Origin of the sequence: Catellatospora sp. NPDC049609, from assembly GCF_040675365.1 — a bacterium.
Taxonomy (GTDB): domain Bacteria; phylum Actinomycetota; class Actinomycetes; order Mycobacteriales; family Micromonosporaceae; genus Catellatospora.
The window spans coordinates 36592-52703 of sequence record NZ_JBFAOU010000027.1 but is presented as its reverse complement, the minus strand read 5'-3'; the positions used below and the strand labels follow the sequence as shown (position 1 = coordinate 52703).

11 protein-coding genes are annotated in these 16112 nt (G+C 73.4%); 5 read left to right on the top strand and 6 right to left on the bottom strand.

The window, feature by feature from the left end:
- Positions 1–59: 59 nt before the first annotated feature.
- Both AB0J67_RS11060 and AB0J67_RS11055 read right to left on the bottom strand, forming a co-directional pair.
- Entirely contained in the window at positions 60–2582 is a 2523-nt protein-coding gene (locus AB0J67_RS11060; protein ID WP_363479597.1) for a polynucleotide kinase-phosphatase, read from the bottom strand.
- A 116-nt stretch (positions 2583–2698) separates the two neighbouring features.
- On the bottom strand, positions 2699–4111 hold the full coding sequence (locus tag AB0J67_RS11055; protein ID WP_363479554.1) for a 3' terminal RNA ribose 2'-O-methyltransferase Hen1: 1413 nt from the start codon (positions 4109–4111) through the stop codon (positions 2699–2701).
- Positions 4112–4175: 64 nt separating this feature from the next.
- Between AB0J67_RS11055 and moaA the strand changes: the two genes are divergently transcribed.
- Positions 4176–5180, top strand: coding sequence for a GTP 3',8-cyclase MoaA (moaA, locus tag AB0J67_RS11050; protein ID WP_363479551.1), 1005 nt, complete (start codon positions 4176–4178; stop codon positions 5178–5180).
- Positions 5181–5182: 2 nt separating this feature from the next.
- Here moaA and AB0J67_RS11045 read toward each other — a convergent pair whose 3' ends face one another.
- The gene (locus AB0J67_RS11045) at positions 5183–6175 is read right to left on the bottom strand and encodes a Fic family protein (protein WP_363479548.1); all 993 of its coding nucleotides are present in this window, start codon (positions 6173–6175) and stop codon (positions 5183–5185) included.
- A 130-nt stretch (positions 6176–6305) separates the two neighbouring features.
- Between AB0J67_RS11045 and AB0J67_RS11040 the strand changes: the two genes are divergently transcribed.
- From AB0J67_RS11040 to AB0J67_RS11025, 4 genes are all read left to right on the top strand, one after another.
- Positions 6306–6548, top strand: coding sequence for a MoaD/ThiS family protein (locus AB0J67_RS11040; RefSeq protein ID WP_363479545.1), 243 nt, complete (start codon positions 6306–6308; stop codon positions 6546–6548).
- Positions 6549–6559: 11 nt separating this feature from the next.
- Positions 6560–8026: a metallophosphoesterase gene (locus AB0J67_RS11035; protein ID WP_363479542.1), complete on the top strand. Its 1467-nt coding sequence runs from the start codon at positions 6560–6562 to the stop codon at positions 8024–8026.
- Between the two features lie 65 nt (positions 8027–8091).
- Entirely contained in the window at positions 8092–11124 is a 3033-nt protein-coding gene (locus tag AB0J67_RS11030; protein ID WP_363479539.1) for a UvrD-helicase domain-containing protein, read from the top strand.
- Between the two features lie 108 nt (positions 11125–11232).
- Positions 11233–11847, top strand: a complete 615-nt coding sequence (locus AB0J67_RS11025) for a response regulator transcription factor (protein ID WP_363479536.1) — start codon at positions 11233–11235, stop codon at positions 11845–11847.
- Positions 11848–11850: 3 nt separating this feature from the next.
- Here the strand turns inward: AB0J67_RS11025 and AB0J67_RS11020 are convergent, their stop codons facing one another.
- Genes AB0J67_RS11020 through AB0J67_RS11010 form a run of 3 tightly spaced genes read right to left on the bottom strand, consistent with a single transcriptional unit; the run spans position 11851 to position 16112 of the window.
- On the bottom strand, positions 11851–12780 hold the full coding sequence (locus AB0J67_RS11020; RefSeq protein WP_363479533.1) for a type II secretion system F family protein: 930 nt from the start codon (positions 12778–12780) through the stop codon (positions 11851–11853).
- A 3-nt stretch (positions 12781–12783) separates the two neighbouring features.
- A complete protein-coding gene (locus AB0J67_RS11015; protein WP_363479530.1) occupies positions 12784–14667 on the bottom strand; it encodes a type II secretion system F family protein in 1884 nt (627 codons plus the stop codon).
- Positions 14667–16112 carry a CpaF family protein gene (locus tag AB0J67_RS11010; RefSeq protein WP_363479527.1) on the bottom strand — a complete coding sequence of 482 codons (1446 nt, stop codon included), beginning with the start codon at positions 16110–16112 and terminating at the stop codon, positions 14667–14669. Before AB0J67_RS11010 ends, AB0J67_RS11015 begins: the two co-directional genes overlap by 1 nt.

The following is a 16112-nucleotide window of genomic DNA, read 5'->3' as shown; positions in this document are numbered from 1 at the left end:
AAGTGTCGGTTCGGCCGGGGCCTTGGCTGCGGTTTCCCTGAAACTGCAGCCAAGGACTCCTAGAGGCGGGGGTCGGTGGGTTCGGACTCGCTGGCGAGGATGGCGAAGACGAGTTCGTGGACGCGCCAGAGCGGGCCGTCGCGGCCGACGGTGTCCAGGGCGGCCAGACCGAGGCCGTGCTCGCGCAGGGCCAGGGCGCGCTTGCGGCCGAGCCTGCGCTGGCGCAGCCGGGCGAGCTGGTCCGGCTCGGTGTAGGAGGGGCCGTAGATGATGCGCAGGTACTCCCGGCCCCGGCACTTCACGCCGGGCTGCACCAGGCCCTTCGCGCCGCGTACGGACAGGCCCGCGTACGGCTTCACGACCATGCCCTCGCCGCCGGAGCCGGTGAGCGCGAGCCACCAGTCCGTCGCCTGCGCGACCGCGGCGTCGAAGGCGTCGGCGGTCAGGTCGAGGACCAGGCGGCGGGTCGGGGTGAAGGTCACCGGATCGGCCGCGACCAGCCGGTCCGCGACGGACAGGTGCCAGCCGTGGTCGGCGTCGGTGAACGACCTCCCCTCGGCCGCCAGCACCGCGAACGGCGCCAGCGTGATGCCGGCGATCCCGTCGGTCGGGGCGACGTACCGGCGGTAGGCGTCGGTGAAGGCGTGCACGTCGCGCAGGGATCCGGCCAGCCGGTCGCGCTGTGCCACGACATCCAGCCCGCGGGCGGCGGCCGCGTCGAGCACGTCGAGCGCGGCGGGCAGCGCGGCGCGGCCGGCCGTGCCGACGGCGGCGTACTGGTGGATGAGCGTCTGCGCCTTGGCCGACCAGGGCAGCAGCTCGCAGTCGAGCAGCAGCCAGTCGGTGCCCAGCTCCTCCCACAGCCCGGCCGCGTCGACCGCTTCGCGCACCTTCGCCAGCAGCTGCTCGGTGCGTTCCGGCGCGAAGAACGGCCGCCCGGTACGCGTGTAGATCACGCCGGTGGCGCCGTCGTCGACGAAGCGCTTGGCGGCGACCGCCGCGTCCTTGCAGACCAGCACCACCGCGCGGGAGCCCATGTGCTTCTCCTCGCAGACCACCCGGTCCACCCCGGCGGCGCGCAGGTCGGCCAGCGCCTCGGCGGGGTGCTCCAGGAAGCCGTCCACGGCGGACGTCGACGACGGCGCCATGGTCGGCGGCAGCCACAGCAGCCAGCGCGGGTCCACCGCGAACCGGCTCATCACCTCCAGTGCCGCCGCGGAGTGCTCGGCGGGCACGGTGACGGTGCCGTACGGCGTCTGCACATGCCGCCGCCCGGTGACCTCGGACAGGCGCAGCGCACCCGCCGCGCGGTCGGGCGCCGGTGCGGCCTGCAGCGGCCGGGCGGGCGCGTAGTACTGCGCGGCCGCGGCGACCTCGACCAGCTCGCGCTCGGGGTAGCGCAGCGCGGTGAGCTTGCCGCCGAACACGCAGCCGGTGTCCAGGCAGATGGTGTTGTTGACCCACTCCGGCACGACGGTGGGCGTGTGCCCGTAGACGACCATCGCGCGCCCCCGGTACTCCTGCGCCCACGGGTAGCGCACGGGCAGGCCGAACTCGTCGGTCTCGCCCGTGGTGTCGCCGTACATCGCGAAGGAGCGCACCCGGCCCGAGGCACGCCCGTGGTAGGCCTCCTTGAGGCCCGCGTGCGCGACGACCAGCCGGCCGCCGTCCAGCACGTAGTGGCTGATCAGCCCGTCCAGGAACGGCGCCAGGCCGTCGACCGGGTCGGTTTCGAGCTGCGCCACGGTCTCGGCCAGGCCGTGGGTGAGCTTGACCTGCCGCCCGCGCAGATGGCGCAGCAGCTTGTGCTCGTGGTTGCCGGACACGCACAGCGCCCGGCCGCCCGCGATCATGTTCATCACCAGGCGCAGCACGCCGGGGGAGTCCGGACCGCGGTCCACCAGGTCGCCGACGAACACCGCGGTGCGCCCCGCGGGGTGGCTCGCGTCCACCGCCCGTCCCGAGTCGTCGCGGGTCAGCTCCCAGCCCAGCGCGGCGAGCAGCTGCTCCAGCTCGGCCCGGCAGCCGTGCACGTCACCGACCAGGTCGAACGGTCCGGTCAGCTCGGTGCGGTCGTTGAACAGCTTCTCGTACCGCAGCTCGACCGCGTCGGGGTCCTTGACCACGAACACCTTGCGGAAGCCCTCCCGGGCCAGCCGGCTCAGCGAGTGCCGCAGGTCACGGTGCTGGCGCCGCAGCACCTCGCGGCCGAACGTGCGGTCCGGCCGGGCCTGCGTGCGCTCCCAGCAGATCGGCTCCGGGGTGTCCACCACGATCGCCACCGGCAGCACGTCGTGCGCCTTGGCCACCTCGACCAGCGCGGCGCGGGCGTGCTGCTGCACGTTGGTCGCGTCGACCACGGTGAGCCGCCCCGCCGCCAGCCGCTTGCCCGCGACCAGGTGCAGCACCTCGAAGGCGTCCTTCGTCGCGGACTGGTCGTTCTCGTCGTCGGCGAGCAGGCCCCGGAAGGCGTCGCTGGACAGCACCTGGGTGGGCAGGAAGTGCCGCCGGGCGAAGGTGGACTTGCCCGACCCGGAGATGCCCACGAGCACCACGAGCGACAGCTCGGGCAGGGTCACCACGGTGCTGCCGGAGGTCGGCCGGGCGGCCGCCACGGCCAGGTCCGGGGTCGGCCCGTGCCGCTCGGCGGCGGCGGTGGGCTCCGCCTGCTCGGCGGCGGTCGGTTCCTCACGCTCGGTCATGCGGGCACCTCCTCGGTGGCGGTCTGCGGGTCGGTCTTCGTGAACAGGGCGAGCTGGGTCGGCGGGCCGACGTCCGGGTCGGCGTCACCGACGTCGCGCAGCGCGTAGGTGTAGCCGTACTCGGCGGCGACCTGGTCGCACCAGGCGGTGAACTCGGCGCGGGTCCACTCGAAGCGGTGGTCGTCGTGGCGGTGCCCGCCCTCGGCCAGGCCCTCGTAGCGGACGTTGTACTCGACGTTCGGCGTGGTCACCACGACCGCGCCGGGCTTGGCGTCGCCGAACACCGCGGCGCACAGCGCGGGCAGCCGGGGCGGGTCGAGGTGCTCGATGACCTCCATCAGCACCGCGGCGTCGTACCCGCGCAGCCGCTCGTCGACGTAGGTCAGCGCCGACTGGATCAGCCTGATCCGGGTGCGCTGGCGGTCGGGCAGGCGCTTGAGCCGCAGCCGGCGCTCGGCGATCTCCAGCACCTTCGGCGACACGTCCGCGCCGACGATCTCGGTGTAGCGCTTCTCCCGGATCAGGTCGCCCAGCAGGGCACCCCCGCCGCAGCCGAGATCCAGCACCCGGGTCGCCCCGGTGTCGGCCAGCGCGGCGAGCACGGCCGCGCGGCGGCGTACGTTCAGCGGCTTGGTCTTCTCCACCACGGGCCCCTCGGCGACGGAGTCGTCGGCGGGCACCTCCTCCAGCGGGGCGAGCGCCGCGTCCGCCTTCGCCGCCAGCGCCCGGCTGTGCGCCAGGTAGCGCCGGATGATCAGCGGGCGCTCCGGGTGCCCGGCCAGCCAGCCCTCACCGGCCCGCAGCAGCTTCTCGATCTCGTCGGGCGCGACCCAGTAGTGCTTGGCGTCGTCGAGCACCGGCAGCAGCACGTAGAGGTGGTTCAGCGCGTCGGCCACGCGCAGCTCGCCCGCGAGCGTCAGGTCGACGTAGCGGCTGTCGCCCCACTCCGGGTGCGCCGGGTCCAGCGGCAGCACGGTGCCGCGCACGGTCCAGCCCAGCGGCGTGAACAGGCGCTCGGCCAGCGCCAGCCCGCCCTTGGCGCGCAGCGACGGCACCCTGATCTCCAGCGGGATCGCCGCGGCGGCCAGCTCCGGCCGGTCCTTGGACACCCCGCGGGCGGCGGTGCGGAACACCCGGTTCAGCGCCGCGGCGAGCAGGCTGGAGGCGGCATACGGGCGGTCGTTGACGTACTGGTTGAGCTGCTGACCGTCGGCCCGCGTGTCGGCGAGCCGCTGCGGGTCGATCTCGACCAGAAGCGCGGCCGTGCAGCGCTGCTCGGTGGCCTCCGGGTAGAGCACGGTGGCCGTGCCGCTGCTCAGGTCGAAGGTGTGCACCCGGTCCGGGTGCTTGACGAGCAGGAAGCCCAGGTCGGTGGCGGGGGAGTGCGTGGTCGAGAGGGTCAGCAGCACGGCCGCGATCCTGCCAGGTGGCCACGGACCACGCATTCCGTTTCCGGCGCGGTAGGTTCGTGGAGTGACCTCCGCGCATCCTGGGCTGATCGACCGGTACGGCCGTCGCGCCGTCGATCTGCGGGTCTCGCTGACGGATCGCTGCAACCTGCGCTGTTCGTACTGTATGCCCCCCGAAGGCCTGCCCTGGCTGCCGAAGGCGGAGATCCTCACCGACGATGAGGTGCTGCGGCTGATCACCATCGCGGTGACCCGGCTCGGCGTCGAGGAGGTGCGCTTCACCGGCGGCGAGCCGCTGCTGCGCCCCGGCATCGTCGGGATCGTCGCGGGCTCGGCGGCCCTGTCGCCCCGGCCGAAGCTGTCGATCACCACGAACGGCATCGGGCTGGCCCGGCTGGCCGTGCCGCTGCGCGACGCCGGCCTGGACCGGGTGAACGTCTCGCTGGACACCATCGACCCGGACCGGTTCGCCGCGATCGCGCTGCGCCGCCGGTTCACCGACGTCATCGAGGGCCTGGAGGGCGCGGCCGCGGCCGGGCTGACCCCGGTCAAGCTCAACGCGGTGCTGCTGCGCGGCGTGAACGACGACGAGGCCCCGGCGCTGCTGCGGTTCGCCCTGAAGCACGGGTACGAGCTGCGCTTCATCGAGCAGATGCCGCTCGACGCCCAGCACGGGTGGAGCCGCGACAAGATGGTCACCGCGGAGGAGATCCTCTCGTCGCTCGCGGCCGAGTTCGACCTCTCCCCTGACCCGGCCGCGCGCGGCGGCGCTCCCGCCGAGACCTGGCTGGTCGACGGCGGCCCGGCGAAGGTCGGCGTGATCGCGTCGGTGACCCGGCCGTTCTGCGGCGACTGCGACCGGACCCGGCTGACCGCCGACGGGCAGGTGCGCAACTGCCTGTTCGCGCGGGGCGAGACCGACCTGCGCGGGCTGCTGCGGGGCGGCGCCGAGGACGAGGAGATCGCGCAGCGCTGGCGGGAGGCCATGTGGGGGAAGATGCCGGGCCACGGCATCGACAACCCGAGGTTCCTGCAGCCCACCCGCCCCATGTCCGCCATCGGGGGATGACGTCAGACCGAACGGCGACGAGTGTGCCTGCCAGCGCGGTACGCGTCGACGGCCTTGCGCGAGCTGAGCCACGTCCCGTCGGGTCCCTGAACGGCCTCGAGGCGGCCGCGTTGTGCCGCCTGCCGCAATGCCGCCAGGCTGAACTCCCGGTCCACCAGTGAGGCCAGGGGAACCAGGCGTGCCGGTCCCGCCACGTTCGGGACGATGAACCTGACGAGGTTGTCGTACATCGCCCGGGCGACGAGTTCGCCCAGAGCGCCGTACTCGCCGAGATCCGCCCGGCGCATGGCGGCCAGGTACGCCTCGCGCTGGCGCTTGAAGATGATGACGGGCGGATAGCCGAGCCTGACGAGGATGAGGTTGAGCAGGAGCCTGCCGGTTCGGCCGTTGCCGTCGAGGAAGGGATGGATGCGCTCGAACCCGTTGTGCAGCCGGGCCAGAACCTCGGGCACCGGAGCCGTCGGTGCGGCGTCCCCCTTCAGCACGTCGGCGCTGAGATTGACGTCATGAATCCACTGCTCCAGCTGTGGCGGCACCAGTGGCCACGTCGGCGGGGTCATGCCGCCGGGAAACGGATGAATGTCGTGCTCCCGGAAGTTGCCCGGCGCCTCCCGATCCGTGGCGTGCGGATGTGGCGACACGTCCCAGACCGGCGTCATGGCCATGTGATGCACGTGCCGCACCTCCCGCAGGTTCAGCAGCTCGCCGTCATGCCACGTGTCTGGATCGAGTGCCTGCTGATACACCCAGCGAGCGGCGTCGGCGTAACCCTGCACCTCCGTGTACTCGCTCAGCTGCTTCGCGCCGACCGCCCGGCCCTGGTCGAGCAGCGCCTGGACCTCGCGTAGGACCAGCGTGTTGCCCTCCAGCGCGGTCGAGTGATGCGCCTCCAGGTGCCAGATGTCGTCCCAGATGGCACGAGCCTCCAGCGGACTGGGCAGGCCGCCTAACCTTGAGTGGAGTTCCGAGAGCGCCCACTCCAGGCGCGTGTACACGCTGGCCCGGCTGGGCCGACCTCGTCCTACCACCGTGTCCACCAGACGTCGATTTGATACACCGAATCGAGAGCGAAATGAACTTATCAACTGATAGCCTCGGCGGATCTACGGGCGAGGTGTCGGAAAATTGATCACGGTGCGTTATTTCGCCGGCGCACGAGCGGCCGCCGGGGTGTCGGAGGAGCGGTTGCCCGCAGGGCAGGACCTCACCCAGCTGGTCAAGGAGCTCAGCGCGGCGCACGGGCACGCGCTGGGCCGGGTGCTGCTTTCAGCCAGCTTTCTGGTTGACGGGCTAGCGTGGCACGACCGCCGCGCGCCGATCCCGTCCGGCGCGACCGTGGACGTGCTCCCGCCCTTCGCCGGCGGGTGAGAGGAAACCCCGTGCTGCAAGCGCTGATGTTCTTCAGCATCGTGCTGATCGTCGTCGGCCCGATCCACTGGTACCTGTGGAAGCGGCTGGTCAAGGACACCACCACGACCCGGCGCGGCCGCCGGATCGGCACCGCCGCGATCCTCGCGCTGGCGGTGGCGCTGCTGGCCGCGTTCATCGTGCCGCGCGCCGTCGGGGCGAAGGCCTCGTGGATCATCCCGCTGGTCGGCTACATGTGGCTCGCGGTGCTGTTCTACCTGCTGGTCACGCTGCTGGTGCTGGAGATCCCGCGCTGGCTCGCCAACCGCGTCTGGGCCCGCCGCCCCGCGCCCGATCGTGCCGCCACGAGCACGGGCACACCGGCCGCGACCGGGACCGCAACCGCCGGAGCCGTCGAGGCCGGCACCGCCGCAGGAGGGGCTGCCGCAGGCGGCCCGCTCGTGGCGGGCAGCGCCACCGCGGGCGCCACGAGGGTCGAGACCGCCCTGGCGGAACCGGGTCTGGCGGGCACCACGCCTCCGGCCGAGATCACCGGACCGGCCGGGCGGACGGGCGCGGGCCAGCCCGGCAAGGGCCCGCTCGCCGGGCAGGTCGGTGGATCGAGTGCGGCAGCGGACGCCACCGCGGCCCGGGAGAAGGCGGACGGGCCGGTGGACCCGTCACGGCGGCTGCTGCTGGCGCGCAGTGCGGCGATCTTCGCGGGGCTGACCGCGACCGGCGTCACCGCGTACGGCGTCAAGACGGCGCTCGGCGACCCGGTGCTCAAGCGGGTGCAGATCCCGCTGGCGAAGCTGCCCCGCAGCATGGACGGCTACAAGATCGCCCTGGTCAGCGACATCCACCTCGGCCCGCTGACCGGCGTCGAGCACAGCCGCCGCATCGTGCGCTCGATCAACGGCATGAGCGCGGACATGATCGCCGTCGTCGGCGACATGGTCGACGGCAGCGTCACCGAGCTGGGCGACGAGGCCGCGCCGCTGCGCGAGCTGACCTCCCGCGACGGGGCCTACTTCGTCACCGGCAACCACGAGTACTTCTCCGGCGCCGAGGAGTGGCTGGTCGAGGTGGACCGGCTGGGCATGCGGCCGCTGCAGAACGAGCGGCTGGAGATCCGCGGGCTGACCCTGGCCGGCGTCAACGACCTCAGCGGCGGCGACCTGGGCGAGGGCGGGCCGGACTTCGGCAAGGCGCTCGGCGACCGGGACCCGGCCAAGCCGGTGGTGCTGCTGGCCCACCAGCCGATCCAGGCGTACGAGGCGGCGAAGCACGGCGTGGACCTGCAGCTGTCCGGGCACACCCACGGCGGGCAGATGGTGCCGTTCAACCTGATCGCCGGGCTCCAGCAGCCGGTGATCTCCGGGCTCGGCGAGGTGGACGGCACGCAGGTGTACGTCACCAACGGCGCCGGCTTCTGGGGCCCGCCGGTGCGTGTCGGCGCCCCGCCGGATATCACATTGGTCGAACTGCGCGCGAGGTAGGTAACAACTCTCACTGACGCGCGTGGCGGTTCCCGCTGGACCCGTCGCGCGTGTCAGGATGCGACGTGCCCCCCGTCTGGACTGCTGATCTGCATATCCACTCGCGGTACTCGCGTGCGTGCAGCAAGGACCTCGAACTGCCCACGCTGGCGTGGTGGGCGCGGCGCAAGGGCGTGGCACTGCTCGGCACCGGCGACGTGACCCATCCCGCCTGGTACGAGCACCTGCGCGAGCAGCTCCGCGAGGCCGAGCCGGGCCTCTACCGGCTGTCCCCGGAGGCCGAGCGCGAGGTGGCGCAGCGGCTGCCCGCACGGCTGGCGGCGGGGGAGCCCGCCCGGTTCATGCTCAGCGCGGAGATCTCCACGATCTACAAGCGGGGCGACCGCACCCGCAAGGTCCACCACCTGATCTACCTGCCGGACCTGGACGCCGCGCAGCGCTTCCGCGAGCGGCTGGGCCGGGTCGGCAACCTGGCCAGTGACGGCCGCCCGATCCTCGGCCTGGACTCGCGCGACCTGCTGGAGATCACGCTGGAGGCCAGCCCGGACGCGTACCTGGTGCCCGCGCACATCTGGACGCCGTGGTTCTCCGCGCTGGGCAGCAAGTCGGGCTTCGACGCGATCGCCGACTGCTACGCCGACCTGGCCGGGCACATCACCGCGGTGGAGACCGGCCTGTCCAGCGACCCGGCGATGAACCACCGGGTGTCCAGCCTGGACGCGTACACCCTGGTCTCGAACTCCGACGCGCACTCGCCGCAGGCCCTGGCCCGGGAGGCGACCCGGTTCGACTGCGCCCTGGACTACTTCGCGCTGAAGGCCGCGCTGGCCGGTGCGCCGGGCCTCGCCGGGACGCTGGAGTTCTTCCCGGAGGAGGGCAAGTACCACGGCGACGGGCACCGCGACTGCGGCGTGAACTGGACCCCGGCGCAGTCGCGCGCGACCGGCGGCGTCTGCCCGGTGTGCCACCGGCCGCTGACCATCGGCGTGCTCGCGCGGGTGGAGGCGCTGGCCGACCGGCCCGAGGGCGCGCCCGCGCCGAACGCCCGGCCGGTCACCCACCTGGTGCAGCTCGCGGAGATCATCGGTGAGCTGGAGGGCGTCGGGCCGAAGACCCGCACCGTCGAGGGCAAGGTGAACACCCTGGTCGCGGCCCTGGGTTCGGAGCTGGACATCCTCATGGACGTGCCGCTGGACGAGGTGACCGTGGCCGGCGGCGAGCTGGTCGGCGAGGCGCTGCGCCGGCTGCGCGCCGGCCGGGTCCACCGGGTGCCCGGCTACGACGGCGAGTACGGCGTGATCCGGCTGTTCGAGCCGGACGAGCTGCGCCCGCAGACCGCCGCGGACACCCTGTTCGACCTGCCCGCCCCTGTTCCGGCGCCGCGCCGGCCCCGCCCGGCCAAGGCCGCGCCGAGCAAGCCCGCGGTACGCCGTACCCAGCCGGTCTCCGCGCCGCCGCTGCCGCCCCCGCCCTCGCCGCACGAGCCGTTCGAGCCGATGCTGGCCGGGATGGAGGAGGTCGGCACCGGCCTGCTGGACCGCCTCGACGCGATGCAGCGGGTCGCCGCGTCCGCGCCGGGCGGCCCGCTGCTGATCGTGGCCGGTCCGGGCACCGGCAAGACCCGGACCCTGACCCACCGCCTGGCGTACCTGTGCGCCGAAATGAACGTCTACCCCGAGGACTGCCTGGCGATCACGTTCACCCGGCGGGCCGCCGAGGAGCTGCGGCACCGGCTGGGCGGCCTGCTCGGCCCGGTCGCCGAGGACGTCACGGTGTCCACGTTCCACTCGCTGGCGCTGTCGCTGCTGCGCGAGCAGGAGCCCGACCTGGCGGTGGTGGACGAGCCGGACGGTGCGAACGTCACCCTGGACGAGCTGATCCCGCGGCTGGTGGCGCTGCTCAAGGCACAGCCGTCGCTGCAGGACAAGCTGCGCTCGCGCTGGCCGTGGGTGTTCGTCGACGAGTACCAGGACGTCGACCCCGACCAGTACGCGCTGCTGCGGCTGCTCGTGCCCAGCGACGGCAACCTGTGCGCGATCGGCGACCCCGACCAGGCGATCTACTCGTTCCGGGGCGCGGACGTCTCCTTCTTCCTGCAGTTCTCCCGCGACTTCGTGGACGCCCGGGTGGTGCGGCTGACCCGCAACTACCGCTCGTCGGCGCCGATCCTGGCCGCCGCCGTGCAGGCCATCGCGCCCAGCTCGCTGGTGCCCGGCCGCCGCCTGGACCCGGCGAAGGTCGACCCGGAGGCGCCGCTGATCGGCGTCTACCCGGCGGGCAGCCCCGCCGAGGAGGCGGCGTTCATCGCCCGCAAGGTGGACGAGCTGGTCGGCGGCGTGTCCCACCGGACCCGCGCCGACGTACGCGGGATGACCGGCACGACGGTGTCCTTCAACGACATCGCCGTGCTCTACCGCACCGACGCGCAGGCCGCGGCGATCGTGGACGCGCTGTCGCGGGCCGGGGTGCCGGTGCAGAAGCGCTCGCATGACCGGCTGCGCGGCCGGGCCGGGGTGAACACGCTGCTCGCCGAGCTGCGCCTGGCCACCGGGCTGACCGGCTCGGTCGCGGCGCGGCTGAAGCTGACCGCGAAGGTGCTCATCGAGCGGCCGGCCCTGGGCGGCGGCTCGCCCGAGCCGGACGACGTATGGGCCGCGGTCGACCTGCTCACCCCGCTGGCTTTGCGCTGCGGCCAGGACCTGCAGCGTTTTCTGGGCGAGGTGGCCACCGGGGCGGAGGTGGACGCGCTCGACCCGCGGGCCGAGGCGGTCACCCTGCTCACGCTGCACGCGGCGAAGGGCCTGGAGTTCCCGGTGGTCTTCCTGGCCGGTTGCGAGGACGGGCTGCTGCCGCTGCGGCTGCCCGGCTCCGCGCCGACCGAGGCGGAGGTCGCCGAGGAGCGGCGGCTGTTCTTCGTCGGGCTCACCCGGGCGCAGCGGCGGCTCTACCTGAGCCACGCCGCCCGGCGGGTGCGCTACGGCAGCGAGCGGGACTGCCGCCCGACGCCTTTCCTGCAGCCGGTCGACGCGGGGCTGCTGGAGCAGCTCGGCGACCAGTCTCCCCGCCGGCCCCGTGACCAGCAGTTACGCCTCATCTGACGGCATCGGGGGACCCGAACGGCTGACTTCGGTGACGTGACAGTGACACCGGGCGGGGCCGCGGCGCTGTGTAGGACGAGAGTGTCCGCAGCGTCGGAGGAGTCCCCCTTGTCGGTCAAGCTTGTCGCGGTCGACCCCGTCACGCTGGTGCGCCTCGGGTACAGCGCCGCATGTGCGTCCCATCCTGACATCGACCTGGTCGGCCAGGCCTCGACCGGCGAGGAGACCCTCGGCCTGATCAGCGACCTGGATCCGGACGTGGTCACCATCGACGCGTCCATCCCGGGGCAGGGCGGCCTCCAGCTCGCGGCCGAGCTGCGCGCGCAGCGTCCGCAGCTGGGCCTGGTGCTGACCGGTCCCGCCGAGGACGGCCTGCTCCTGCAGGCGCTGCAGGCCGGGCTCTCGGCGTACCTGCCGCGCACGGCCCCGGTCGAGCTGCTGCTGTCGGCGGTCCGGCACGCGGCGGTGGCGCCGGCCTCGTTCACGGCGCCGAACCTGGCCGAGGCGATGGCCCGGCGGCGGACCCGGTCCACCACGCTGAGCCCGCGCGAGGAGCAGATCCTGCGGCAGCTGCACGACGGCGGCAGCCTGGCCGCGATCGCGACGCGCATGCGGCTGACCGAGTCGACCGTGCGCACGTACGTCGCCCGGCTCTACGACAAGCTGGGCGTGCACAACCGGACCCAGGCCCTGCAGGCCGCGGCCCGGTTGTACCTGATCTGAGGATCACCGCCCGCTGAACGACTCCATGATGTTGATGGCGCCCGGCCCGATGATGACGACGAACAGGGCCGGGAACAGGCACAGGATCAGCGGAAAGATGATCTTCACGGGCAGCTTCCGTGCCGTCTCCTCAGCCCGCTGACGCCGCTTCACCCGCATCTGGCGCGCCTGCTCCCGCAGCACGCCGGCGATCGGGATGCCGAGCTCACCGGCCTGCACCAGCGCCAGCGCGATCGTCTTCAGCTCGGTCACCTTGGTCCGGTCGGCCAGCGCCCGCAGCGCCTCCGCGCGGCGCTGGCCCATCTGCATCTCGTGCAGCATGCGGGCGAACTCGCGGGCCAGCGCGCCCGGCATGGCGGCGGCGACCTGCGCCACCGCGGCGTCGAACCCGAGTCCGGCCTCGACCGACAGGGTCAGCAGGTCCAGCGCGTCCGGCAGCTCGCGGCGCAGCTGCTGCTGGCGGCGTTCTCCGAGGTCGTACACGACCAGGAACGGCGCCCAGAAGCCGAGCACGGCGCCCGCCGCCACCGAGGCGACGATCGCGGGGACCCCGAACCCGAACACGAAGCCGAGCGCGCCGCCCAGGAACGCGACCACCAGCAGCCCGAGACCCTGCGTCTCCATGACCCGCGCGGGCGGCCAGGCGGCCGGGTTGCCCGCGTAGTCCAGCCAGCGCTGCAGCCGGTCGGCCGCCCCCTGCGGGGTGAGCACGCGGCCGAGGGCGGAGATCTCCCGGGCGGCCGGGCGCAGCCGGTCGCCCAGCTTCTCGTCGGCGAGCGCGGCGCTGCCGGGGGCGTACACCGTGTCGATCGTCTCCAGCGCCCTGGCCACGCCCGACCGTCCGGAGCCGGTCGACATCAGGGTGGCCACGGCGAGCACGATCGACACGAAGACGCCGCCCACCCCGACGTACAGGACCATCTGCGAACTCATCGGTCACACCTCGATCTTGATCAGTCGCGACATCCAGAACCCGCCGCCGAGCACCAGCAGCACGGCGACGGCGGTCATGACGAGGCCGACGGGCTTGGTGTAGAGCGGCTCGACGTACGCGGTGCGGAAGAAGGCCATGAAGGCGCCGACGCCGATCGGCATCGCCAGGAGCACCCAGGCGCTGAGCCTGCCCTCCGCGGACAGCGAGCGCACCTCGCGGTAGAGCGTCTCGCGCTCGCGCATGGACTCGATCGTCGTGGCGAGCACCTCGGCGAGGTTGCCGCCGACCTCCCGCTGCACGCGGACGGCGACGACCGTCCAGGCCAGATCCTTGCTGCGCATCCGGGTCGCCAGCCGGTCGAGCGCGTCCTCGAGGTCCATCCCGAGCCGCGTCTCGCCCAGCGCCCGGCCGAACTCGGCCGAGATCGGTTCCGGCAGCTCGCGGGCCATCGCGTCGACCGCCTGCGCCAGTGAGAAGCCCGACCGCAGGGATCCGACGATGAGCTGCAGCGCATCGGGCAGCAGCTCGCGGAACGCGTTCACCCGCTTGGTCGTGCGGTTGTAGAGGTACAGCCAGGTGAGCAGCCAGCCCAGCACCGGCCCGAGCAGCAGGCCGGCGAGCGGGCTCAGCGCCACGCCCAGCAGCAGTCCGAGGGTCAGGCAGGCCAGCGCCCGCAGCAGCAGCCACTCGTGCGGGCGCATCCGCATCCCGGCCCGGTCGAGCTGGGCGGCGAGCCGCCCCTCGACGTTGGTCGTCCTGACCACCTGCTCGGACAGGGCCAGCGCGGCCGCGGCGACCTGCCCGCCCTCGACCGGCGCCGGTCCGCGCCGCTTCGCGACGAACTGGTCGACCTGCGCCAGCCGCTTGCGGCGGTCGGAGGCCGACAGCACGGGCGACATCAGCAGCAGCCCGGCCGCGAGCAGCCCGGCGAAGACCAGCCCACCCACCACCAGCAGCCAGGTCGTTCCGGGAAGCCCGCCGGGCGTGCCGGTGAGCGGCACGGTGGCCCCGGTGTCGACGGCCAGCGTCACCGGCACCTCGGTGCGGGCGGCGCCGGCGGAGATCGCGAGCCGGACCTGCTGGCCCGACAGCTCCGCGGGCACCGTCACCCGCACCAGCAGCTGCGCCGTGAACGAGCCGGATGCGGCGGTGAAGGCCCGGCTGAGCGCGGCGGCGTCGGCGGCGGTGTACGCCTGGCCGCCCGTGCCGGTCGCCAGCCCGGCCAGCTCCTCGCCGCTGCCGTCGCTCGTCCGGAACGCGATCGTGTCGACCGGGATCTTCCCGGCGGCCTGCCGCGCGTCGGCGAGGCTCGCCTTCGAGGCGGTGTCGGCGCCGTCGGACAGGGCCACAATGCGCCGCTGCCCCCAGGCCCCCTTGCCCATCAGGCCACCGGCCAGCGCGACCCCGTCGTAGAGCGCGGTCTCGCCCTTGGCGGCCAGGCCGTTCACGGCCCCGGTCACCTCGGACCGGTCCCGGGTCGGGGCGACCACGACGGCCGCCGGGGCGCCCGCGCGCACGACGCCGATCTCCACGTCGGCGGGCACGGACTCGACGTAGCGCTGCGCGGCGGTCCTGGCCGCGGTCAGCGGGCCGCCGGCCATCGAGCCGGACGTGTCGAGCACCAGGACCACGGCACGGCGCGGCGCCGAGTTCGCCACGGCGGACAGCCGCTCGACCGCCGTCGGCAGGTCACGCCCGTCCGCGGCGACCGCGAGCTGCGCCGCGGCGTCGGCGGTGAGGTCCTCGGCGGTCACGTAGAACTCGACCAGGCCGGGTTCCTGCCGCAGGCCGGACACGCTCAACGACGGCTCGGCCGCGGCGGCGGGGCCCGCCAGGGCGGCCGTGAGCAGGGCGGCCGCCACGGCGGCCGGCACGTGGCGGCGCATCAGAACCCCCTGCCGAACAGCTCGGGCGACACCGTGATGCCGTGGTCGGCGAGCTGGTCGAGGAAGCGCGGGCGCAGCCCGGTGCTGGTCAGCGCGCCCTGGTGGCGGCCGTACTGGTCCTGCCCGGCCCGGAAGTCGAAGGTGAACAGGTCCTGCATGGTGATGACGTCGCCCTCCATCCCGGTGACCTCGGTGATGTGGGTGATGCGGCGCGTGCCGTCCCGCAGGCGGGCGAGCTGGACGACGATGTCGACCGCGCTGGCGATCTGCTCGCGGATGGCCCGGACCGGCAGGTCCATGCCGGCCATCAGCACCATCGTCTCCAGCCGGGCCGCCGAGTCGCGCGGGGAGTTGGCGTGCACCGTGGTCAGCGAACCGTCGTGGCCGGTGTTCATCGCCTGGAGCATGTCGAGCGCCGCACCGTCGCGGACCTCGCCGACGACGATGCGGTCGGGGCGCATGCGCAGCGCGTTGCGGACCAGGTCGCGGATGGTCACCTCGCCGCGGCCCTCGACGTTCGGCGGCCGGTACTCCAGCCGCAGCACGTGCTCCTGGGCCAGCCGGAGCTCGGCGGAGTCCTCGATGGTGATGATGCGCTCGTCGGAGGGCAGGAACGAGGAGACGACGTTGAGCAGCGTGGTCTTGCCGGTGCCGGTGCCGCCGGAGATGAGGATGTCCAGGCGGCCCTGCACGCAGGCGCGCAGCAGGTCGGCGACGCGCTCGGTCATGGTGCCGAACGTGATCAGATCCTCGACCGTGTACGGGTCGGCGGCGAACTTGCGGATCGTCAGCGCGGCGCCGTCCAGCGCGATCGGCGGCACCACGGCGTTGACCCGGCTGCCGTCGGGCAGGCGCGCGTCCACCATCGGCGACGACTCGTCGACCCGCCGGCCGATCCGAGAGACGATCTTGTCGATGACGCGGCGCAGGTGCGTCTCGTCCATGAACGCCGCGTCCACGGCGTGGATGTGCCCGAACCGCTCGACGTAGATCCGGTCCCACGCGTTGACCATGATCTCGGTGATCTCCGGGTCGCGCAGCAGCGGCTCGATCGGCCCGTGCCCCAGGATCTCGTCGAGGATCTGCCGGTACGCCGTCGCGCGGTCGCCCGCGGTGAGGTTGGCCTCCTCCTTCGCCAGCACCTCGGGCAGCGCGTCGCGGACCCGCCGCTCCAGCTCCTCGTCGTTGGCGACGGTGTCGTAGAGCTGCGGCCCGAGCAGGTCCAGCAGGGCCTGGTGGGCACGCTTGCGCACCTGGGCCAGCGGGTCGTACGCCCGGCGCGTGTTGCGCCGGCCGAACTGGATGGCGCTGACCGGCACCGCCGAGACGGGCGCGGCGTGGTTGCCGGCGCCGGAAGCCTCGTTGACGCTCGCGATGCGCTCGCTGAGCACACCCTGGTGGGGGGCGGCGGTCGCCCGGATGCCGAGACGGTCCTGCAGAGACAT